The organism is Aeromonas sp. 75A, assembly GCF_051919425.1.
In the GTDB taxonomy this organism is placed as follows: domain Bacteria; phylum Pseudomonadota; class Gammaproteobacteria; order Enterobacterales; family Aeromonadaceae; genus Aeromonas; species Aeromonas veronii.
Genome location: NZ_JBQBES010000002.1, coordinates 3921717 through 3942806, shown reverse-complemented (window position 1 = coordinate 3942806; position 21090 = coordinate 3921717). Strand labels below are relative to the sequence as shown.

Here is a 21090-nt window from a genome sequence, read left to right as displayed (position 1 = left end):
TCAGGCTTAAATAAAAACAATTATCATTATGAACAAACTGCTTCAGGCATGGCCGGCACTCCTGTGTGCCTCCGCTGGCGCGGCCGGTCTTCCCCCTGTGGAGAAGGCGCGCAGCGACGACACCATCATTGTCACCGGGCAACGGGTACAACAGAAACTCTCCGATGTTTCCGGCTCCATTACCGTCATCACCCAGGAAGAGCTGGACCGTCAGGTCGCCAGCGAGCTGACTCATGTGTTTCGCAAGATCCCCGGTGTCTCGGTCACCGGCTCTGCCGGGCGACCGCAAAACATCAGCGTACGCGGCATCGGTGGCAACCGTATCCTGCTGATCAAGGATGGGGTGCGCGTCAGCGACGGCTTTGGCGCCGACAACATCAATGACAAGGTAGGTCGCTTCAACTTCGACCTTGATGACATCAAGCAGATTGAGGTGGCCAAGGGGGCCGGCTCCTCCCTGCATGGCTCCGATGCCATCGGCGGCACCGTGGTGATGAATACCAAGCAGCCGGAAGATTATCTGCAACAGCAGGATAGCTATCTGGCGGCCAAGACTCTCTACGGTGGCGACAGCAACAAGAAGAAGCTCAGCATGACAGGCGCGGTGCGGGCACTGGAGAGCGAACATCTGTTGCGCCTCTCCGGCTGGCGCGGCAACGAAACCGCCAACTTTGAGGAGAACCGCATTCCGGCTGATTTGGATGGCATGAGTGCCTCCACCAGCAGCCGCCTCCCCCTCAATGCCCATCACGCTCTGCGGCTGGAGCTGGACTACTACGAGGATCACGCCAAACGCCAGATGGGGCCCAAAGCGGTGCCCCAACCCGATGGCAGCTGGGACGTGGTCGGTTTTCAGGAAGATGGCGATCAGCGCACCCAGGGCGGCAAGTTCAGTTGGGAAGCCAACGATCTGGGCATGGTCGATACCCTCAACTGGAGCCTGTTTGGCAACCAGTCACGCAACGAAGCCAACCAGCGCCAGCTGCTGCGCAACGATGCCCTGAGCGGCTATCCCAGATATCGCAGCCAGCGCACCCTCTCCACCTTCGAGGAGCTACGCCTTGGCAGCGAGCTGGAGTTGCAGAGCAAGCTGAGCACCGGCTCGCTGGATCACACCTTCAGCTACGGTGTGGAGCTGGAGCAGGCCAACCACGAGCGGCCGGTCAGCAATCTGACCCAGGAAGATGGCATCACCACCCAGGGACAGAAAGCCCCCTTCAGCAAGGCCGAGACCCGCCGCGCTGGCATCTGGCTGAGCGATGTGATCGATCTGGGCAGCTGGCAGTTTACCCCGACCCTGCGCTTTGACCGCCAGCGCCTGCGCGCACCGGACAGCAATCTGGCCGAGAACCACAGCGACCACATCTCCCCCAGCCTAGCGGCCAGTTACCGCTTCAACGAGACATGGCGAAGCTGGCTCAGCTATGCCAACGGCTTCCGCGCCCCCGCTTACGATCAGGTTTACGGCAACATTCCCCACTACTTTGCCATGCCGCCATTCGAGATCATTGCCAACCCCAACCTCAAGGAGGAGACCAGCCACAGTCTGGAGTGGGGAGTGAATGGCCAAAGCGACAACTGGAGCGTCAAACCGGCCGTTTTCTACAACCGTTACTACAACTTCATCGACTGGCGCCAGACCGGTTTTCGCCTCGATGACGGTGTCTTCCTGCGCCAATATCGCAACGTTGCCAAAGCAGAAACCTGGGGCGCCGAGCTGGCCGCCAGCCTCTGGCTGAGCGACGAGTGGGAGCTTTCGACCAATCTGGCCTGGATGGATGGCAAGGATCACCGCGGTGAGCCGCTGCGAACCCAGACACCGCTGGAAGGCAACACCACCCTGCGCTGGCAACAACTCGACTGGGGGGTTGAGCTCAGTGGCAACTATGCCGCCGCCATGACCAAGGTGCCCCAGTGCGCCAATGCGCAGACTGGCTACAACGGTGCCTGCCAGAGCAGCGCAGGCTGGTTCAGCCTGGACCTCACCGGCGACTGGCAGATCACCGAGGCGCTCAAGGTCAATGCCACCATCGGCAACCTGCTCGATACCCGCTATGTCCGCTATCAGGATGTGGCCGGACTCCCGGCTGGCAGCGATACCTCCCTCTACAGCCAGAGCGGCCGCTACCTGTCAGCCAGCCTTAGCTACCGTTTCGTGGGGATGTGATGAAGCATCATGCAATCATGGCGGCCCTGTTGGCCGCCCCGTTGGCGTGGGCGCAAGAGGCCCTGCCACCGCCGATCCCGTCCCAATCGCACCTGATTTCAGGCAGTCCCGTACGCCAGGATCCCTACTTCTGGTTGAGGGACGAGAGTCGTAGCAACCCGGCCATTCTCGCCCTGCTCAAGCAGCAAAATCGCTGGAGCGAGCAGCAGCTCGCCGCGCAGCAGCCGCTGGAAGCAACCTTGCGCGCCGAATTTGCCCGCCATCCGGCGGGGGAACCCGTGCCAGACAACTGGCTTGTCCGCGGCGTTCAGGCATGGCAGCTGCGCCCGGATGGCTCACTCTGGCAACGCCACGGGGGCAAGGTGCAACAACGGCTTCCCGCCAGAGCGGGTGAGGGCTATTACGAAGCGGGCGGCTGGGCCCTGAGCCCGGATAACCGCACGCTGGCCATCGCCGAAGACAGGCGCGGCGATCTCGACTATCAGGTCACCCTGCTCGATCTCCAAAGCGGCAAGGCGCTGGCCAGTTTGGCGCAGCGCAGCGCTGATCTAGCTTGGTCACAAGATGGTCGCACCCTCTACACCATCGCCAACGAGCGCTACACCCTGCGCCCCTGGCAGCTGCGCGGCTGGCAGGATGGCCAGGAGCAGACTCTCTATGAGGAGCAGGATCCCGCCTGGCTGCTCAGCCTCTATCGCACCACGGATGGCCAGCATCTGGTGTTGCAGGGCAACAACCACGACAGCTCGGAGCAATACCTGCTCGACTCGGGCAAGCCGCAGCAGGTCAAACCCCGCCAGCGCGGGGTGGAATACTATCTGGACAGTCAATCCGGCTGGGTGATCAAGAGCAACCGGGAGGGGGCGTTTGCCCTCTACTCAGCCAGCACGCCGCTCGGTGAGTGGCAGCGCCTGTGGCCCGCCAAAGGGGAGGATCTCGGCGATCCCGAGAAGTGGCGGCTGTTTGATCGCCATCTGGTGGTGCAGTTTCGCCAGCAGGGGGAGGATTGGCTCGCCCTGCTCGATCGCAACGGCCATGAACGCCAGCGCCTGCCGCTGGCCAGTGGCGCCGGTACCGGCTGGCTGCAAGGAGAACATGACCCGGCCAGCGACCGCATTCTGGTGCGCAGTCAGGGCTTGAGTCAGCCCTCCGGCCAGCGCTGGCTGGATTTGACCAGCGGCCAGTGGATCAACGACCAGCACACCGCAGGCAATAAAGCATTGCCCTATCAGAGCGAGCGGCGCTGGATCACCTCTGCCGATGGCACCCGGGTGCCTGTCTCGCTGGTGTGGCGCAAGGATCTGGCCCCTCGCGCCGTACTGCTCTACGGCTATGGCGCCTATGGCACGCCGATGCGCCCCTACTACCAGAAAGAGCTGTTAAGCCTGCTGGATCGGGGCTTTGTCTACGCCATCGCCCATGTGCGCGGCGGCGGCATGCTGGGGGAGCAGTGGACCCGCGACGGACGGGGCATCCACAAGCAGAACGGCATTAGCGACTTTATCGCAGCCGGTCACGCCCTGCGCCACTGGTCGCCCGACGCCGCTCCCCTGCCCCTGTTTGCCATGGGGGGCAGCGCGGGGGGCACACTGGTTGCTGCGGCCCTCAACCAGCAACCGACACTCTTTAGCGGCGCCGTGTTGCAGGTTCCCTTCGTCGATATGCTTGGCACCATGAGTGATCCCGCCCTCCCCTTGACCCGTCAGGAGTACCAGGAGTGGGGCAACCCGGCCAAGCCCGCAGAGTATCAGGCGATGCGCCGCATCAGCCCCTACGACAACCTGCACCGCGCACCCTACCCGCCCCTGCTGGTCACTACCGCCCTGCACGACAGCCAGGTGCCCTACTGGGAGCCGGTCAAGTGGCTGGCCCGCCTGCGGGAGCACAGCACGGGTTCCGGCCCCTACCTGCTGCTGACCGAACTGGAGGGAGGCCACCGCGCCGGTGGTGGCGATCGGGCTCGTGAATTTGCCTTCTTGTTGCATCTGGCGGGGATCAATCAATGACCCTGCCGCTGATTGGGAGTACCACTATGAAACCCCTGTTGCCCGTCCTCTTGCTGGGGCTGGCTGGCTTTTCCACTCAGGCCGCCGAACTGCGTTTTGTCGAACAGGACGCCCCGGCCGATACCCGCCTCTGGCTCGAACAGCAGCTCGGCGTCACCCTGAGTGATGCCCCGGCCTATCAGCGCCAAGGCAAGCTGGGCCACTATCTGCATTATCGCCAGCAGCTCAATGGCGCACCGATCGCCGGCCTGATGGCCGCCGTCAGTCTCGATGAGCAGGGTCGCCCGTGGCGCCTTTATCACAATACCCGACTGATGCAGGCACAGGCGACGCCATGTGATGAAGCAAGCCGCGCCGGGGTGGATGCCTATACCGCCACGCTGGATGGTACGGTGTGGCAATTCGCTGGCAGTGACGAAGCCCAGCCTTGGTACTGGCAGGATGGCGACACCCTGACTGCGGCCTGGCGTCTGCTGGCGGTGGAAAGCCAGCCGGGCAACAGCAAGAGCAGCCACTGGCAACTGTTTGTCACCTGCGATGGCAGCGCCCTGCTGGGGCGCACGCTGCAAGAGGCCAGCACCCGTGCCGAAGCGGCCCCGCTGGCAGGGGAAACGGCCACGGTGCAGGCCCGCATCTTTGCCCTCGACCCACGCACCCAGCTGCAAGATGGCAACCTGCTGTGGCGCCATGATCTGGTACTGGACAACGGGGCCTATCGCACCGTGCCGCTCACTGTACAAAAGGTGGATGACACCTACCTGCTGAGTGGCCCACGCGCCCGGGTCGTGGATGGCACGGCGCCGGAAACTGCCCCCTTTAGCAGCCCTGATGCCGATGGCTTCCAGCTGGATCACCAGCAGCCCGCCTTCCTCGATATCAATGGCTACTACCATCTGGATCTGGCACAGCGCCATGTGGAATCCCTTGGCTACCCGACGCTGATGGGCGGCCCCCTGGCCATCGATACCGATGCCGGGGAGCAGGACAACTCCCTCTATGACCCCTTCCTGCGCCGGTTGGAAATTGGCCGGATAGGGGTACCCGATGCGGAAGATCCCATGGTGATCTGGCACGAGTTTGGCCATGCGGTGCAGCACCATATCCTGCCCGACATGGGAGAAGAGGGTGACTGGGGCGCCATCGGTGAGGGCTTTAGCGACTATCTGGCCGCCAGCTGGCGCCAGCGTAGTCCAGAGGCTCGCCAGTTCGAGCCTTTCATGGTCTTCAACTGGGATGCCAGGATCAGCGGCCGGACGCCCCGTCAGCTCGATGATCTGCGGGCACGCTATCATCCGGGCTTCCTCTATCCGGCTCACCTCACCATCAACGGCAGCAACGGCGACCAATTGTGGGGCACCCCGCTCTTCACCGCGCTGCGCCAGGCCGTTGAACAATATGGCGAGGTAGCCCGTGACGAGTTCGATACCCTGCTGATTGAATCCCACTTCGGCCTCGGCCCGCAGGTGCGGATGCCCCAGCTGGCGCGGGTCACCGTGGATACCGCCAACCGCCTCTATCCGGATCGCAGTTATGGCAAGCTGCTGGAGCAGGCCTTCCGCCATCACGCCCTGCTGCCCACCCCCATCGCGGCCCGCCTTGCCGACGACAGCTACCTGTTGGCCGGGGAGAAAAAGAGCCTCGCCATCGAATTGACCAACCAAAGCGGCCGCCCCCTGACCGTGGCTGACGCCAGCCTGCTCCCGACCAAGGGGCTCATGGGTGACGGTCACTGGCAAGGAGAGCTCAACGCCGATGGCACCGCCCGCTGGATCCTGCCGCTGGAAGCGGCGAGCAACCTGACCTGTGGCGAGGCAGTCACCTTGCCGCTGCAGTTCCAGCTCACCCTGCCCAGCCCCACCGAGCGCCAGACCCGCCTTGACCTGCAACTGCCGATCGGTGAACCGCTCTGGCAGCGGGCCATCGGCCAGGGTGGCCAGATCAAGGATGCGGTGAGCGATGAACGGCACGGCCTGTCCCGCTTCACTCTCACCCTGCCCGAGAGCAAGGCCCGCATCGACAGCGGATTCGTGGTCGCCCTCGATCTGGAGCACAGCAAGCTGGAGCAGCTGGAGATCTGGCTCACCTCCCCTTACGGCACCCGGATCAGCCTGTGGAACAAGGGTTACGCCAGCCATACCCGGCTTAAGGGGGAGTTTCCCCGTGAACTGGTACCGTTCGAATCTCTGGACAAGCTGCACGACGAACCGCTCGCTGGCCGCTGGCTGCTGGAGATCAACGACACCAGCGCCGGTGACACCGGTCAGTTGCGCAACTGGCGGGTAGCCCAGCAAGTCGGCGCCCGCTGCGACAAGGATGAAGCCCTGCCCAACACCGGCATCATTCCCCTTGAGCAGGATGAAGGGGGTGGCGGCACGGCTTCCCCCCTGCTGCTGTTGCTGGCCCTCTGGCCCCGCCTCTGGCGCCGGAGCACCCCGCGCCGTTGAATCCTGTACCACGGGGGTTACCGCCCCCGTGAACCTGTGACCGAATCAAGGAATGTGAAGTGAAACAATCCGTACTGGTTATTGCAACCCTCTCAGCCCTGCTCAGCGCCTGTGGCGGCGGGGAAGATAACGCACCACTGGCGATCCCGGACTACCGGGTCGATGTCGCCCTGCCGACTGCCGGAACCCTGTGCGCCGATCTGGATCAGAACTGGCAATGTGATCCTGCCGACCCTGCCGTCAGCGGCGAAGGAGTTGTGGCCCTGGTCGGCCGTTCGGCCAACATCGTCAACTCGCCCCTGCTGTTCGTACCGAGGAGCGGAGGCCTTCTGCTGGCACATCCGGCTGCCAAAGGGGATCCACAACGGCTACAACCGACCCTGCTCAGCACCCTGTGGCAGAGCCGCATTGCCGAAGGGGTGGCCGCCGATCGCGCACTGACGCAGATGTTGGCCGATCTCGCGCCGCTGCAACCGGGCGGCGATCGCGCGGCCCTCGCAGGTCTCGGCCAGTTTGATCAAGCGCTACAACAGGTGGCGATCAGCTTGCAGCAACAGGCCCGCACACGCCTTGCCACCGCCAAGGAGACCCAGTTGCTCACCACCAGCTATCGCGCCATCAGCCTGATGCTGGCGCAATTGGCTCAGGAGTGGCAGCGCAACGGCCAGTTTGCCGAAAATATCCAAAGCGAACTGCTGACCCTGCTGGTGCAACAGCAGCCACGCAACCTGCTGACCGTCACCGGCGTCACCACCTTCAGCGATGGCAACGATCCGCTGCTGGAACAGGAGCCCGATGACTATCCGGGACAAGATGCCAGCTGGAATCGCACTCGTCCCCAACTTGCCTATCGCAAGCTCGATGATCGCGGTCAGGTGCTCCCCGACAACGCGCCGAGCTGGCAGTGCGTCAAGGATCTCAATACCGGTCTGGTGTGGGAGGTCAAATCGGATGATCCCTTGAGTCCTGACTGGAAAAGCAGACCCTTTGCCTATGAGGATGAGCAGTTCAAGGCGACCGCAGGCGAGCAGCAAGCGGCCTACCAGCATATTCATAACAGGATCGAACAGCTCACCGCCGAAGGAGATCTGGCGGCCCTCGCCCGGGCACAGGCGCTGACCACCATACTGACCACCCGCGCGTATCAGCAGTGGCTCAATGGCGAGCAGCGCTGCGGCATCAGCCAGTGGCGGCTGCCCACCATGGGTGAGCTGATGTCACTGATGCACTACGGCAGCCTGGCCAAGGACCCGCTGGGTCAACGCATCATCGTGGATACCCGTTACTTCCCGGATATCGCCTCCTCGGAAGATGACACCTACCATGGCTACTACTGGAGCGCCACCAGCAACACAGCCCAGCGCTTCTCCGGTGGCCCCATCAGCAAACGCACAGTCCTGCTCCTGGGAGAAGATGCGGGCACCACCTATCCCGCGCTGGTGCAGCAAGATACCTATATCGAGCTGATGCAGGTACGACTGGTCGCCACTTCCCAATAATCCGAGGAATATCATGAGCCTTTATCGCTTTTCGTTCGCCATGCTGGCACTGCTGGCCCCCCTGGCCCACGGTGCTGCCATTTGTGATGACACCATGGATCGCACCGCCCCCTCTGCCCGTTTTCTTGACCATGGCAACGGCACCGTCACGGATCAACACACCGGCCTCACCTGGATGCGCTGCAAACTGGGGCAGACATGGAATGGCAGCAGTTGCCTGGGGGAACCGACCGTTTACTACTGGCAGCAGGGGCTGCAAGTGGCGGAGCGGATCCGCAGTGACAGCAGTCATGCTCTCTATCACTTCGGCGGTATTAGCCAGTGGCGCCTGCCCGACATCAAGGAGCTGGCGACCCTGGTCGAGCATGCCTGCTACAAGCCCTCTCTCAATGAAGCCATTTTCCCGCGCGCCATGGCGGGGGGCGGTAAAGAGGTCAATGAGGGCTATGTCTATCTGATGAGCAGCACGGTAACCTCCGCCAATGGTCAGCGGGCGTATCTGGATATCACCTCGGGAGATATCGGTCTTCGCGCCATTGGCGCCTACCCGGATCAGGTCTTGCTGGTCGCCAATAAACCCTGACCGCCCCACGCTCGAAACCGGAACGCGATGACAGGAGAGGCTTGAAAGCCTCTCTTTTTATTGCTCTTGCCACCCCCTATCTCACCCACCATCACGCTCTTCTCCCGCCAGTGCCCCCTGCCCGCGATACCGACCTGATCCGGGTTCGCCCGCGGCATTTACCCCTTTCAGGTGATGACGAGGAGCAGCTCTCTGCGCTTTCCAGGCCTTTCTCGCCCGCCATAACCAACAAAAAAGTGCGCTTCTTAACAAAATTTAATTACCGGTTAACCGATTAATAATTAACCCGTAAAAATGACATGTAAATCAGTGCGAAAGTGTCATAATGCGTAACATTATTGTTAAGTCGCTTGATTAATTTGGTTAGGAAAAACCTCTATGTTTGCTGATATTTCTGCTCAACATTGGGCTTTTGCCATTTATGTCATCGGTGCCATCACCATCTGTCTGGTGATGATAGGCCTCGCCGCCCTGCTGGGAGGTCGTGCCTACGGCCGCACCAAGAACAAGCCATTTGAATCTGGTGTCGACTCGGTCGGCAGTGCCCGCCTGCGTTTTTCCGCCAAGTTCTATCTGGTCGCCATGTTCTTCGTCATCTTCGACGTCGAGGCGCTCTACCTGTTTGCCTGGTCTGTCTCCGTGCGGGAGAGCGGCTGGGTCGGCTTTATTGAAGCCACCATTTTCATCGGACTGCTGCTTATCGGCCTGATCTACCTCTGGCGCATCGGCGCACTGGACTGGTCACCGCGCAAACCGCCGTTGAACAACAAAAACAGTGATTGAACCACAGACCCTTTCCTTGAGGTTGCACCATGAAGTACACCCTGACCCGGATTGACCCGGATGCACCCGTTGAGCGCTACCCCCAGGAGCAGCGCCAGACCGTCGATGACCCACTGGCGCAAGAAGCGACGCGCGGCATCATGATGGGCCGCCTCGAGGAGGTGCTGCAAGACACAGTCAACTGGGGCCGCAAAAACTCCCTCTGGCCTTACAACTTCGGCATCTCCTGCTGCTACGTGGAGATGTGTACCGCCTTCACCTCCCCCCACGATGTGGCCCGCTTCGGCGCCGAAGTTATCCGCGCTTCGCCCCGTCAGGCCGATTTCATGGTGATTGCAGGGACCCCCTTCATCAAGATGGCGCCAGTCATCCAGCGCCTGTATGAACAGTTGCTCGAACCCAAGTGGGTGATCTCCATGGGGGCTTGTGCCAACTCCGGCGGCATGTATGACATTTATTCCGTGGTGCAGGGGGTGGACAAGTTCCTGCCGGTCGACGTCTACATTCCGGGTTGCCCGCCCCGTCCCGAAGCCTTTTTGCAAGCCCTGATGCTGCTGCAGGACTCCATCGGCAAAGAGCGCCGCCCCCTCTCCTGGGTGGTGGGCGATCAGGGGATCTACCGTCCCCAGATGCAGGCCGAAAAAGAGCGCAAGCGCGGCGAACGGATCAATGTGACCAACCTGCGCACGCCGGATGAGATCTGACCATGAAACTGACTCGTGATTTTCCCAGCAATTACGCCATGGCCCAGTGGCAGCCCAGCGACCACAAGGATGCCAAAGTTATTGGCGAACTGTTTGCCCACTTCGGGGCCGAGCACTTCACCGTGCAGACCACGCGCACCGGCGTGCCGGTGGTCTGGCTCCCCCGCGAACTGCTGCAGGATGTGATGGGCTTCTTGCGCAAAGTGCCCTCCCCGTTCGTGATGCTGTTTGATCTCAGCGCCACCGATGAGCGGCTGCGCAGCCATCGCGACGGTCTGCCCCAGAGCGATTTCACCGTCTTCTATCACCTCATCTCCATCGACCGTAACGCCGATGTGATGTTGAAAGTGGCGCTGGCCGAAAGTGACCTGCATCTGCCCACCATCACCAACCACTTCCCCAATGCCAACTGGTACGAGCGGGAAGTGTGGGATCTGATGGGCATCACCTTCGATGGCCATCCCCATCTGACCCGGATCATGATGCCCAAGAGCTGGCAGGGTCACCCGCTGCGCAAGGATTACCCGGCGCGCGCCACCGAATTCGATCCCTTCATACTCGATGCCGCCAAACAGGACATGGAGCAGGAGAACCTGCTGTTCAAACCGGAAGAGTGGGGTCTGGCCCGCGGCAACGAGAATGAGGACTACATGTTCCTCAACCTCGGCCCCAACCACCCCTCGGCTCACGGCGCCTTCCGTCTGGTATTGCAACTCGATGGCGAGGAGATCCGTAACTGTGTGCCCGATATCGGTTACCACCATCGCGGTGCCGAGAAGATGGGCGAGCGCCAGTCCTGGCACAGCTATATTCCCTATACCGACCGGGTCGAGTATCTGGGCGGGGTGATGAACAACCTCCCCTATGTGCTGGCGGTCGAGAAGCTGGCTGGCATCAAGGTGCCGCAGCGGGTCGACATGATCCGGGTGATGATGGCGGAGCTGTTTCGCATCCAGAGCCACCTCTTGTTCCTCGGGACCTATATCCAGGACGTGGGGGCCATGACCCCGGTCTTCTTCACCTTCACCGATCGGCAGAAGATCTACACCATCATCGAAGCGATCACCGGTGCCCGCATGCACCCGGCCTGGTTCCGTATCGGCGGTGTGGCCCACGACTTGCCGAAGGGATGGCAGCGGCTGGTGCAGGACAACCTGTTGAGCTGGTTGCCCAAACGTCTGATGGATTACGAAAAAGCGGCGATGCGCAACAGCATTCTTCGCGGTCGCACCATAGGCGTCTCTGCCTACACCACCGAGCAGGCGTTGTCCTGGGGCACCACGGGGGCCGGATTGCGCGCCACCGGCCTCAACTTCGACATACGCAAGTGGCGCCCCTACTCCGGTTACGATCAGTTCGACTTTGAAGTGCCGGTCGGCAGCAATGGCGATGCCTACGACAGAGCCACCGTGCGGATCGAGGAGATCCGCCAGAGCATGTCGATCATCGAACAGTGCATGAAGAACATGCCGGAAGGGCCGTTCAAGGCGGATCATCCCCTCACCACACCGCCGCCTAAAGAGCGCACCCTGCAGCACATCGAGACCCTGATCAACCACTTCCTGCAAGTGTCTTGGGGCCCGGTGATGCCCGCAGCCGAGTCGTTCCAGATGATTGAGGCGACCAAGGGGGTCAACAGTTACTACCTGACCAGTGACGGCTCCACCATGAGCTACCGGACCCGGATCCGCACCCCGAGCTTTGCTCACCTGCAGCAGATCCCCTCGGTGATCAAGGGCAGCATGGTATCGGACCTCATCGTCTATCTGGGCAGTATCGATTTTGTTATGTCGGATGTGGACCGTTAAGTGATCCGCCCTCCCGGCCATGGCTGGGAATCGGGATCGCCGGACGAGCAGTAAAAGGACAAGCCACCAAAGGTCAAGTCATGAGCCAGCAATGTCAGTGTCACAATAATCAGACCCCACAGGGGCAAGGGGCATGCAGCAGCAAACAGGACAACTTCGTTCTGAGCCAGGCTGAACGCGATGCCATCGAACACGAGAAACACCACTACGAAGATCCCCGCGCCGCCAGCATCGAAGCGCTCAAGATCGTGCAGCAGGCCAGAGGCTGGGTCCCCGACGGCGCCATTCACGCCATCGCCGCCGAGCTCGGCATTCCCGCCAGCGACGTGGAGGGGGTTGCCACCTTCTATAGCCAGATCTTCCGCCAGCCGGTAGGCCGTCACATCATCCGCGTCTGCGACAGCATGGTCTGCTACATCAATGGCCATGAAGATCTGATGGCCGGTCTCAAGGAGGTGATGAACCTCGGCCCCGGTCAAACCACCCCGGATGGCCGCTTCACCCTGCTGCCGGTCTGCTGTCTTGGCAACTGCGACAAGGGGCCAGCCATCATGATCGATGACGACACCTATGGCGGCCTCGATCCGGTGACCTTGCTGAAAACGCTGGAGGCTTACCCATGAGCCTGCCGCAAAACAAGATCCTCGCCTCTCTTGGCACCGCCAATCGCACCCCGCGAGCCCCCGAGACCCACCCGCTCACCTGGCGGCTGCGGGATGACGGCCAGCCGGTGTGGCTGGAGGAGTATCAGGCCAAACAGGGCTATGAAGCGGTGCGCAAGGCGCTCGGCCAGATGAGCCCGGACGAGATTGTCAGTACCGTCAAGGATGCCGGTCTCAAGGGGCGTGGCGGCGCGGGCTTCCCCACGGGTGTGAAGTGGGGGCTGATGCCCAAAGACGAGAGCATGAACATCCGTTACCTGCTCTGCAACGCCGACGAGATGGAGCCCAACACCTGGAAAGATCGCCTGCTGATGGAGCAACTGCCCCATCTGCTGATCGAGGGGATGATCATCAGTGCTCGGGCGCTCAAGGCCTATCGCGGCTATATCTTCCTGCGCGGCGAATACGTTGATGCCGCCATCCATCTGCGCCGTGCGGTGGAAGAGGCCAAGGCCGCCGGTCTACTGGGCAAGAACATTCTGGGATCCGGTTTTGACTTCGAGCTGTTCGTCCACACCGGCGCCGGCCGCTACATCTGTGGTGAAGAGACGGCGTTGATCAATTCGCTGGAAGGGCGCCGTGCCAACCCGCGCGCCAAACCCCCCTTCCCCGCCGTCTCCGGCGTCTGGGGCAAACCCACCTGCGTCAACAACGTCGAAACCCTCTGCAACGTCCCCGCCATTATCGGCAACGGGGTCGCCTGGTATCACGGGCTGGCGCTGCCGGGCTCGGAAGATCACGGCACCAAGCTGATGGGCTTCTCCGGCAAGGTGAACAACCCCGGGGTCTGGGAGCTGCCGTTTGGCATCACCGCCCGCGAGCTGTTTGAAAATTACGCCGGCGGCATGAAGAGCGGCTATCGCCTGAAAGCCTGGCAACCGGGCGGCGCGGGAACCGGTTTCCTGCTGCCGGAGCACCTCGATGCCCAGATGTATACCGCCGGTATCGGCAAGGTCGGCACCCGGATGGGGACCGGCCTCGCCATGGCGGTGGATGACTCCATCAGCATGGTCTCCCTGCTGCGCAACATGGAGGAGTTCTTCGCCCGCGAATCGTGCGGCTGGTGCACGCCCTGCCGCGACGGCCTGCCCTGGAGCGTCAAGCTGCTGCGGGCACTGGAGCGTGGCGAAGGGCAATCCGGCGATCTGGCGACTCTGGAGCAACTCTGCGGTTTCCTTGGCCCGGGCAAGACCTTCTGCGCCCACGCGCCGGGCGCCGTCGAGCCGCTGGCCAGCGCCATCAAATATTTCCGCTCCGAATTCGAGGCCGGGATCAAAGGCAGCGGTGATAACCGCAAGCCGGTCAAAGGGATCCAGCCCAATCTGCTGGGCGAGCGCTGGTAACGACACCACAGATTTCACAAAACAGGTTTCAGGGAAGTTGTATGGCAACCATTTATGTAGACGGCAAAGAGTACGAGGTAGACGGAGCAGATAACCTGCTGCAAGCCTGTCTGTCGCTGGGTCTGGACGTCCCCTATTTCTGCTGGCATCCGGCGCTGGGTAGCGTTGGCGCCTGCCGCCAGTGTGCGGTGAAACAGTATCAGAATGCCGATGACAAGCGCGGCCGTCTGGTCATGTCCTGCATGACCCCGGCCACTGATGGCAGCTACATCGCCATTGAGGATGAAGAGGCTAAAGAATTTCGCAAGAGCGTGGTGGAGTGGCTGATGACCAACCACCCCCACGACTGCCCGGTGTGTGAAGAGGGCGGCGCCTGCCACCTGCAGGATATGACGGTGATGACAGGCCACAACAGCCGTCGCTACCGCTTCACTAAACGCACCCACCAGAATCAGGAGCTGGGCCCCTTCATCGGTCACGAGATGAACCGCTGCATCGCCTGCTATCGCTGCGTCCGCTACTACAAGGATTATGCCGGTGGCGAGGATCTCGGGGTCTACGGTGCCCACGACAACGTCTATTTCGGGCGGGTCGAGGATGGCACTCTGGAGAGCGAATTTTCCGGCAACCTGGTGGAGGTCTGCCCCACCGGCGTCTTCACCGACAAGACCCACTCCGAACGTTACAACCGCAAGTGGGACATGCAATTTGCCCCCAGCATCTGCCAGCAATGCTCCGTGGGCTGCAACATCAGTCCGGGCGAGCGTTATGGCGAGCTGCGCCGCATCGAAAACCGCTTCCACGGCAGCGTCAACCACTACTTCCTCTGTGACCGTGGCCGCTTTGGCTATGGCTACGTCAATCTGGCCGACCGCCCGCGCCAACCGCTGCTCAAAGATGGCAACGACCAGCTGGCCATCACGGTCGATGGCGCCCTCAACCGAGCCGCCGATGCCCTGCGCACGGCCCGCGGCCTCATCGGCATCGGATCGCCCCGCGCCTCGCTGGAGAGCAACTTTGCCCTGCGCGAGCTGGTGGGTGCAGACAACTTCTACGCTGGCGTCGAGCAGGCCGAATGGGCCTGTCAGCTGAAGATGCTGCAGATCCTGCAACAGGGCAGCGTGCCAACCCCGAGCCTGCGGGACATGGAAGAGGCCGACGCCATTCTGCTGCTCGGTGAAGATGTCACCATGAGCGCCGCCCGTATCGCGTTGGCGCTGCGCCAAGCCGTCAAGGGCAAGGCCCGCGAGCTTGCCCGCAAGATGAAGGTGGATCTGTGGCAAGTCGCCGCCGTTCAGACCCTGGGTCAGAACGAGCGCTACCCGCTGCTCATCACCAGCCTCGACACAACCCGTCTGGACGATGTGGCGGCCGACAAGCTGCACGCCCCCTATGCCGATCAGGCGCGCCTTGGCTTTGCCATCGCCAACCTGCTCGACCCAGTAGCACCGGCCGTGGCCGACCTCTGCCCCGAGCAGCAGGCACAAGCGACTCGCTGGGCCGAGCTGCTCGGCAACGCCAAGAAGCCGCTCATCATTGCAGGCTCCAGTGCCCGTGACGTGGCGCTGCTTGAGGCGGCCAGCAACATTGCCCGCGCCCTGAAAGGTCGAGCTCAGGAGGTGAGCATCGCGCTGGTTGGCCAAGAGGCCAACTCGCTGGGGCTGGCCATGCTGGGCGCTCAAACCTTGTCAGACAAGCCGCTCGAAGCCGCCCTTGCGCGTATCGAGTCAGAAGAGGGGTTGGCGCTGGTCACTCTGGAGAACGATCTCTACCGCCGCGCGCCGCGCAACCGGGTGGATGCTGCACTGGCACGGCTGCAGCACCTGCTGGTCATAGACCATCAGGCGACCCCGACCGCCAACAAGGCTGATCTGGTGCTGCCAGCGGCCAGTTTTGCCGAGGCCGATGGCACCCTGGTGAACATGGAAGGGCGCGCCCAGCGCTTCTTCCAGGTCTATGCACCCGCCTTTTACAACGCCGATATTCAGGTGCGTGAAGGGTGGCGCTGGCTGGCGGCGCTGCAAGGGGCGATCGAACGCAAGCCGCTGCGCTGGCAGAACTTCGAGCAGATCAGCCACGCTTGCGCCAGCAGCCACCCGCTGCTCGCTACCATGCTGGAAGCGGCGCCCAACGCAGGCTTGCGGATCCGTGGCATGCGGTTGGCCCGCGAGCCACACCGCTACAGTGGTCGCACCTCCATGCTGGCGGATCAGAACGTCAGCGAGCCACGGGTAGCGCAAGATCCCGACTCCCCCTTCAACTTCTCCATGGAAGGGTATGCCGGAGCCCGTCAGCCGCTGCCGCAAGTACCGTTCGCCTGGGCGCCGGGCTGGAACTCTCCCTCCGCCTGGAACAAGTTCCAGGATGAAGTGGGTGGCAAACTGCGTGCTGGCGATCCGGGTCGCCGTCTGCTGGAAGCAACAGACCCGCAGGCGGAAGGCAAGGAGCTGCTCGGCTGGTTCACCACCATCCCCGCCCCCTTCAAGGCCGCAGAGGCGCTGCAAGTGGTCAATTATGCCCAGCTGTTTGGCGGCGAAGAGCTCTCCGCTCGCAGCCCGGTTATTCAGGCCCGAATGAACGAACCCGAGCTGGTATTGAATCCAGCAGATGCGCAGCGTCTGGCCCTCCACGGGGGCAGTCAGGTCTCCTTCTCCTGGGGCGGTAGCCACTGGCAACTGCGCCTGCGCCTGAGCGAGCAGCTGAGCGCCGGTCTGGTGGGGCTCCCCCTTGGGGTAAACGGCCTGCCGACGGCCCTGCAACAAGCCTCAATCACTACCCTGCAGGAGGTGATCGCATGAGCGAGTCGCTGATCGATCTGTTGCTGGAGGTGGGCAAGGCACTGATCGTGCTGGTGGGGATCGTGGGGGCTGGCGCCTTCATGAGCTTCATCGAGCGCCGTCTGCTGGCCCTGTGGCAGGATCGCTACGGCCCCAACCGGGTGGGGCCGTTTGGTCTGCTCCAGCTGGCCGCCGACATGATCAAGATGTTCTTCAAGGAGGACTGGATCCCGCCGTTCGCTGATCGGCGGATCTTTATCCTGGCCCCCATCATCGCCTTCACTGCCTTTATTCTGGCGTTTGCGGTGGTGCCCATCACCCCCACCTGGGGCGTGGCGGATCTCAATGTGGGACTGCTCTACATCCTGGCCATCGCGGGGCTGGCGGTCTATGCGGTGCTGTTCGCCGGCTGGTCGAGCAACAACAAATACTCATTGCTCGGCAGCTTGCGTGCCTCGGCCCAGACCCTCTCCTACGAGGTGTTTCTGGGCTTGTCGCTGATGGGGATCGTGATCCAGACCGGCAGTTTCAACCTGCGGGATATCGTCGAGGCACAGGCAGACTTGTGGAACGTGGTGCCCCAGATCCTGGGCTTTGTCACCTTCCTGTTTGCCGGTGTCGCCGTCACCCACCGTCACCCGTTCGATCAGCCGGAAGCCGAGCAGGAGCTCGCCGACGGCTATCACATCGAGTATGCGGGGATGAAGTGGGGTCTCTTCTTCGTGGGCGAATATATCGGCATCGTGCTGATCTCCTCGCTCATCGTGACCCTCTTCTTTGGTGGCTGGCATGGTCCCTGGTTGCCCCCCTTCATCTGGTTTGCTCTGAAGACCGCCTGCTTCATGGTGTTCTTCATCCTGCTGCGGGCCTCCCTGCCTCGCCCGCGCTTTGACCAGGTGATGGCGTTTGGCTGGAAAGTCTGCTTGCCGCTGACCCTGCTCAATATGCTGGTCACCGCGGCAGTTGTACTGATAAGTACGCAGTGAGGCACTCAATATGAAAATTGTTAGCATTATTCAGGGTGTCGGCACCCAGTTACGCAGCCTGGCCATGGTCTTCTCCCATGCCTGGCGGCCCCGTGAAACCCTCAGCTATCCGGAGCAGGCAGTCTATGCGGCCCCCCGCTACCGCGGTCGCATCGTGCTGACCCGCGACCCCGACGGGGACGAGCGCTGCGTGGCCTGCAACCTCTGCGCAGTTGCCTGCCCGGTCGGCTGCATCTCGCTGCAAAAATCCGAGCGGGAAGATGGTCGCTGGTATCCGGAGTTCTTTCGCATCAACTTCTCTCGCTGCATCTTCTGCGGCCTGTGTGAAGAGGCCTGCCCCACCACCGCCATCCAGCTGACACCGGATTTCGAGATGGGTGAGTATCGCCGCCAGGATCTGGTGTACGAGAAGGAAGATCTGCTGATCAGCGGGCCCGGCAAATACCCGGACTACAACTTCTATCGCATGAGCGGGATGGCCATCGACGGCAAGCCGAAAGGGGATGCCGAAAACGAAGCCAAGCCCATCGATGTCAAGAGCCTGCTGCCCTGAGGAGTCAATCATGGAACTGGCATTTTATGCCTCGGCCCTGGTGGCCATTTACAGCACGCTGCGGGTGATCAGCACCAGCAATCCCATGCATGCGCTGCTCAATCTCATCATCTCCCTAATCGCCGTGGCCATGATCTTCTTCTGCCTGGGTGCCGCCTTTGCGGGCGCCCTGCAGGTGATCGTCTACGCCGGCGCCATCATGGTGCTGTTCGTGTTCGTGGTGATGATGCTGAACCTGGGTTCAGCGCAGGCGCAGGAGAAAAAGTGGCTCACCCCCATGACCTGGGGGGGCCCAGCCCTGCTCTCGCTGATCCTGCTGGGCTTTCTGGCCCACGGCATCCTCGGGGTGAGTGGGGGCCTGATAGGAGTGACCGAGGTGACCGCCAAGCAGGTGGGTGTCGAACTATTTGGCCCCTATGTGCTGGCGGTGGAGCTCGCCTCGATCCTGCTGCTGGCGGGTCTGGTGACCGCCTATCACCTGGGTCGGGAAGAAAAGAGTGGTGAAGTGCTCTCCGTCCCCCGCACAGCATCCCGCTCTGCACAAGAAGGAGGTCAGCAATGAATGGAATCCCTATGGAGCACGGCCTCCTGCTGGCCGCGGTGCTGTTCTGCATCGGCTTGTGCGGTCTGCTGATCCGCCGCAACCTGCTCTACATCCTGATGAGTATCGAGATCATGATGAATGCCTCGGCACTGGCGTTTGTGGTGGCGGGTAGCCGCTGGGCCCAGGCCGATGGCCAGATCATGTATATCCTGGTGATTTCTCTGGCGGCAGCGGAGGCCAGTATCGGCCTTGCCCTGTTACTGCTGCTCTATCGTCGTTACCACACCCTGAACGTGGACACTGTGAGCGAGATGCGCGGATGAGCCTCTTATATCTGACTTTTCTATTTCCGCTGCTGGGATGGCTGGTGCTGGCCTTCTCCCTCGGCCGGTTTGGCGAGCGTACCTCGGCGCTGATCGGGGTTGGCTCCATTGGCCTGTCGGCCCTCACTACCCTGTGGGTGGGCATCGACTTTCTGGGCAACCCGCCCGAGGGGGGCGTCTATGTCCAGCGCCTGTGGCAATGGATGGCGGTGGGCAACTTTACCCCGAGCTTCTCGCTGGCACTGGATGGCCTGTCGCTGACCATGCTGGGGGTGGTGACCGGGGTGGGTTTCTTCATCCACCTGTTCGCCTCCTGGTATATGCGTGGGGAAGAGGGTTACTCCCGCTTCTTCACCTACACCAACCTCTTTATCGCCAGCATGCTGTTTCTGGTACTGGCCGATGACCTGCTGTTTGTCTACCTCGGCTGGGAAGGGGTGGGGCTGTGCAGCTATCTGCTGATCGGCTTCTACTACAAGGATCGCAAGAACGGCGCGGCGGCCCTCAAGGCATTTGTCGTGACCCGGGTGGGTGATGTCTTCCTCGCCATCGGCCTGTTTATCCTCTATCGGGAACTGGGCACCCTCAATATCCACGAGCTGCTGGTTCGTGCCCCGACCCTGTTTGCCGAGGGCTCCCCTGCCCTGTCGCTGGCCTGCCTGATGCTCTTGGGCGGCGCGGTCGGCAAATCGGCCCAGCTGCCGCTGCAAACCTGGCTGGCGGATGCGATGGCAGGCCCGACCCCTGTCTCAGCGCTGATCCACGCCGCCACCATGGTGACCGCCGGTGTCTACCTGATTGCCCGTACCCACGGCCTGTTCCTGCTGGCGCCAGAGATCCTCCATCTGGTCGGGCTGGTTGGCGCCATCACCCTGGTGCTGGCAGGCTTTGCCGCGCTGGTTCAGACCGATATCAAGCGGATCCTCGCCTACTCCACCATGAGCCAGATTGGCTACATGTTCCTGGCTCTCGGTGTCGGCGCATGGGAAGGGGCCATCTTCCACCTGATGACCCACGCCTTCTTCAAGGCGCTGCTGTTCCTCTCCGCCGGTGCCGTTATCGTTGCCTGCCACCATGAGCAGAACATCTTCAAGATGGGTGGCCTGCGCAAGAGTTTGCCGCTGGTCTATGCCTGCTTCCTGGTGGGCGGCTCTGCGCTGGCGGCGTTGCCGCTGGTCACTTCCGGCTTCTACAGTAAGGACGCCATCCTGTGGCAAGTAGAAGCCTCTGGCCAAAGCGCGCTGCTGTGGGCAGGTCTGGTAGGGGCATTCCTCACCTCGCTCTACACCTTCCGGCTGATCTTTATCGCCTTCCATGGCCAAGAGCAGACCAAAGCCCATGCGGGCCACGGTCTGGCTCACCATCTGCCGCTGCTGGTATTGCTGGTGCTCTCCACCGGCATAGGCGCGCTGATCACCCCGCCACTGGCAGGTGTACTACCCGCAGGCCCGGGGGACCATATCGAAGAGGGTCGCCATGCGCTGGAGATCACCTCCGGCATCATTGCCATTGCTGGCATCGCGCTGGCCGCGTTTCTGTTCCTTGGTGAGCGCCGTCTGGCCACCTCCATTGCCAACAGCGCGCCGGGCCGCCTGCTCAGCACCCTCTGGTTCAACGCTTGGGGCTTTGACTGGCTCTATGACCAGCTGTGGGTCAAACCCTATCTGCTGGCGACCCGTCTGGTCGGGCAGGATCCGCTGGACTGGATGATGGGCCTGCCCGCCTGGCTTGCCCTGCGTGGCAACCAGCTGCTAGCCTGGACCGTGACCGGCAAGTTGCGCTGGTATGCCGCCTCCATGGGGATCGGCGCCGTGCTGGTGCTGGCGCTGTTGCTGCTGGGGTAACTCGATGAACAACCGGACAATCATACAGCCAGGCTGTTTGCTCTCCCTGATGGAACAGGGAGCG

Annotated in this window: 17 protein-coding genes; all 17 read left to right on the top strand. The window is 62.1% G+C overall.

From position 1 onward, the window contains the following. The first annotated feature begins 28 nt into the window (after window positions 1-28). The 17 genes from ACTG2T_RS18285 (at window position 29) to nuoL (ending at window position 21026) form a co-directional block, all read left to right on the top strand. Window positions 29-2167, top strand: a complete 2139-nt coding sequence (locus tag ACTG2T_RS18285) for a TonB-dependent hemoglobin/transferrin/lactoferrin family receptor (RefSeq protein ID WP_330124530.1) — start codon at window positions 29-31, stop codon at window positions 2165-2167. Further along, window positions 2167-4173, top strand: coding sequence for a prolyl oligopeptidase family serine peptidase (locus tag ACTG2T_RS18280; protein WP_330124529.1), 2007 nt, complete (start codon window positions 2167-2169; stop codon window positions 4171-4173). The genes ACTG2T_RS18285 and ACTG2T_RS18280 overlap by 1 nt, the downstream gene beginning before the upstream one ends. Further along, the gene (locus ACTG2T_RS18275; RefSeq protein WP_330124528.1) at window positions 4170-6617 is read left to right on the top strand and encodes a proprotein convertase P-domain-containing protein; all 2448 of its coding nucleotides are present in this window, start codon (window positions 4170-4172) and stop codon (window positions 6615-6617) included. The genes ACTG2T_RS18280 and ACTG2T_RS18275 overlap by 4 nt, the downstream gene beginning before the upstream one ends. Window positions 6618-6676: 59 nt before the next feature. After that, complete coding sequence (locus tag ACTG2T_RS18270; RefSeq protein WP_330124527.1) at window positions 6677-8116, top strand: DUF1566 domain-containing protein; 1440 nt, start codon at window positions 6677-6679, stop codon at window positions 8114-8116. A 13-nt stretch (window positions 8117-8129) separates the two neighbouring features. Then, on the top strand, window positions 8130-8699 hold the full coding sequence (locus ACTG2T_RS18265; protein ID WP_330124526.1) for a DUF1566 domain-containing protein: 570 nt from the start codon (window positions 8130-8132) through the stop codon (window positions 8697-8699). 41 nt (window positions 8700-8740) lie between these two features. Then, window positions 8741-8977: a hypothetical protein gene (locus ACTG2T_RS18260; RefSeq protein ID WP_330124525.1), complete on the top strand. Its 237-nt coding sequence runs from the start codon at window positions 8741-8743 to the stop codon at window positions 8975-8977. A 100-nt stretch (window positions 8978-9077) separates the two neighbouring features. After that, the gene (locus tag ACTG2T_RS18255; RefSeq protein WP_150998911.1) at window positions 9078-9482 is read left to right on the top strand and encodes an NADH-quinone oxidoreductase subunit A; all 405 of its coding nucleotides are present in this window, start codon (window positions 9078-9080) and stop codon (window positions 9480-9482) included. Window positions 9483-9511: 29 nt separating this feature from the next. Continuing rightward, window positions 9512-10186: a NuoB/complex I 20 kDa subunit family protein gene (locus ACTG2T_RS18250; protein ID WP_005344917.1), complete on the top strand. Its 675-nt coding sequence runs from the start codon at window positions 9512-9514 to the stop codon at window positions 10184-10186. Window positions 10187-10188: 2 nt separating this feature from the next. Beyond that, complete coding sequence (gene nuoC / locus ACTG2T_RS18245) at window positions 10189-11994, top strand: NADH-quinone oxidoreductase subunit C/D (RefSeq protein WP_330124524.1); 1806 nt, start codon at window positions 10189-10191, stop codon at window positions 11992-11994. 80 nt (window positions 11995-12074) lie between these two features. Then, window positions 12075-12617, top strand: coding sequence for an NADH-quinone oxidoreductase subunit NuoE (gene nuoE, locus ACTG2T_RS18240; RefSeq protein ID WP_128814753.1), 543 nt, complete (start codon window positions 12075-12077; stop codon window positions 12615-12617). Further along, a complete protein-coding gene (gene nuoF, locus ACTG2T_RS18235; protein WP_005359832.1) occupies window positions 12614-13999 on the top strand; it encodes an NADH-quinone oxidoreductase subunit NuoF in 1386 nt (461 codons plus the stop codon). The genes nuoE and nuoF overlap by 4 nt, the downstream gene beginning before the upstream one ends. Window positions 14000-14040: 41 nt before the next feature. Beyond that, window positions 14041-16797: an NADH-quinone oxidoreductase subunit NuoG gene (gene nuoG, locus ACTG2T_RS18230; protein ID WP_330124523.1), complete on the top strand. Its 2757-nt coding sequence runs from the start codon at window positions 14041-14043 to the stop codon at window positions 16795-16797. After that, window positions 16794-17762 carry an NADH-quinone oxidoreductase subunit NuoH gene (nuoH, locus tag ACTG2T_RS18225; RefSeq protein ID WP_111899614.1) on the top strand — a complete coding sequence of 323 codons (969 nt, stop codon included), beginning with the start codon at window positions 16794-16796 and terminating at the stop codon, window positions 17760-17762. The genes nuoG and nuoH overlap by 4 nt, the downstream gene beginning before the upstream one ends. 10 nt (window positions 17763-17772) lie before the next feature. Beyond that, window positions 17773-18315, top strand: a complete 543-nt coding sequence (nuoI, locus tag ACTG2T_RS18220; RefSeq protein ID WP_101346854.1) for an NADH-quinone oxidoreductase subunit NuoI — start codon at window positions 17773-17775, stop codon at window positions 18313-18315. A 10-nt stretch (window positions 18316-18325) separates the two neighbouring features. Then, window positions 18326-18877, top strand: a complete 552-nt coding sequence (nuoJ, locus tag ACTG2T_RS18215; RefSeq protein ID WP_139747384.1) for an NADH-quinone oxidoreductase subunit J — start codon at window positions 18326-18328, stop codon at window positions 18875-18877. Then, the gene (gene nuoK, locus ACTG2T_RS18210; protein WP_005337247.1) at window positions 18874-19182 is read left to right on the top strand and encodes an NADH-quinone oxidoreductase subunit NuoK; all 309 of its coding nucleotides are present in this window, start codon (window positions 18874-18876) and stop codon (window positions 19180-19182) included. The genes nuoJ and nuoK overlap by 4 nt, the downstream gene beginning before the upstream one ends. Then, complete coding sequence (nuoL, locus tag ACTG2T_RS18205; RefSeq protein WP_330124522.1) at window positions 19179-21026, top strand: NADH-quinone oxidoreductase subunit L; 1848 nt, start codon at window positions 19179-19181, stop codon at window positions 21024-21026. Before nuoK ends, nuoL begins: the two co-directional genes overlap by 4 nt. Window positions 21027-21090 lie beyond the last annotated feature (64 nt).

Bases quoted from the DNA above. Each gene is read 5' to 3' on its own strand.
- ACTG2T_RS18285 (WP_330124530.1), top strand. From the start codon at position 29: ATGAACAAACTGCTTCAGGCATGGCCGGCACTCCTGTGTGCCTCCGCT.
- ACTG2T_RS18280 (WP_330124529.1), top strand. From the start codon at position 2,167: ATGAAGCATCATGCAATCATGGCGGCCCTGTTGGCCGCCCCGTTGGCG.
- ACTG2T_RS18275 (WP_330124528.1), top strand. From the start codon at position 4,170: ATGACCCTGCCGCTGATTGGGAGTACCACTATGAAACCCCTGTTGCCC.
- ACTG2T_RS18265 (WP_330124526.1), top strand. From the start codon at position 8,130: ATGAGCCTTTATCGCTTTTCGTTCGCCATGCTGGCACTGCTGGCCCCC.
- ACTG2T_RS18255 (WP_150998911.1), top strand. From the start codon at position 9,078: ATGTTTGCTGATATTTCTGCTCAACATTGGGCTTTTGCCATTTATGTC.
- ACTG2T_RS18250 (WP_005344917.1), top strand. From the start codon at position 9,512: ATGAAGTACACCCTGACCCGGATTGACCCGGATGCACCCGTTGAGCGC.
- nuoC (WP_330124524.1), top strand. From the start codon at position 10,189: ATGAAACTGACTCGTGATTTTCCCAGCAATTACGCCATGGCCCAGTGG.
- nuoE (WP_128814753.1), top strand. From the start codon at position 12,075: ATGAGCCAGCAATGTCAGTGTCACAATAATCAGACCCCACAGGGGCAA.
- nuoF (WP_005359832.1), top strand. From the start codon at position 12,614: ATGAGCCTGCCGCAAAACAAGATCCTCGCCTCTCTTGGCACCGCCAAT.
- nuoG (WP_330124523.1), top strand. From the start codon at position 14,041: ATGGCAACCATTTATGTAGACGGCAAAGAGTACGAGGTAGACGGAGCA.
- nuoH (WP_111899614.1), top strand. From the start codon at position 16,794: ATGAGCGAGTCGCTGATCGATCTGTTGCTGGAGGTGGGCAAGGCACTG.
- nuoI (WP_101346854.1), top strand. From the start codon at position 17,773: ATGAAAATTGTTAGCATTATTCAGGGTGTCGGCACCCAGTTACGCAGC.
- nuoJ (WP_139747384.1), top strand. From the start codon at position 18,326: ATGGAACTGGCATTTTATGCCTCGGCCCTGGTGGCCATTTACAGCACG.
- nuoK (WP_005337247.1), top strand. From the start codon at position 18,874: ATGAATGGAATCCCTATGGAGCACGGCCTCCTGCTGGCCGCGGTGCTG.
- nuoL (WP_330124522.1), top strand. From the start codon at position 19,179: ATGAGCCTCTTATATCTGACTTTTCTATTTCCGCTGCTGGGATGGCTG.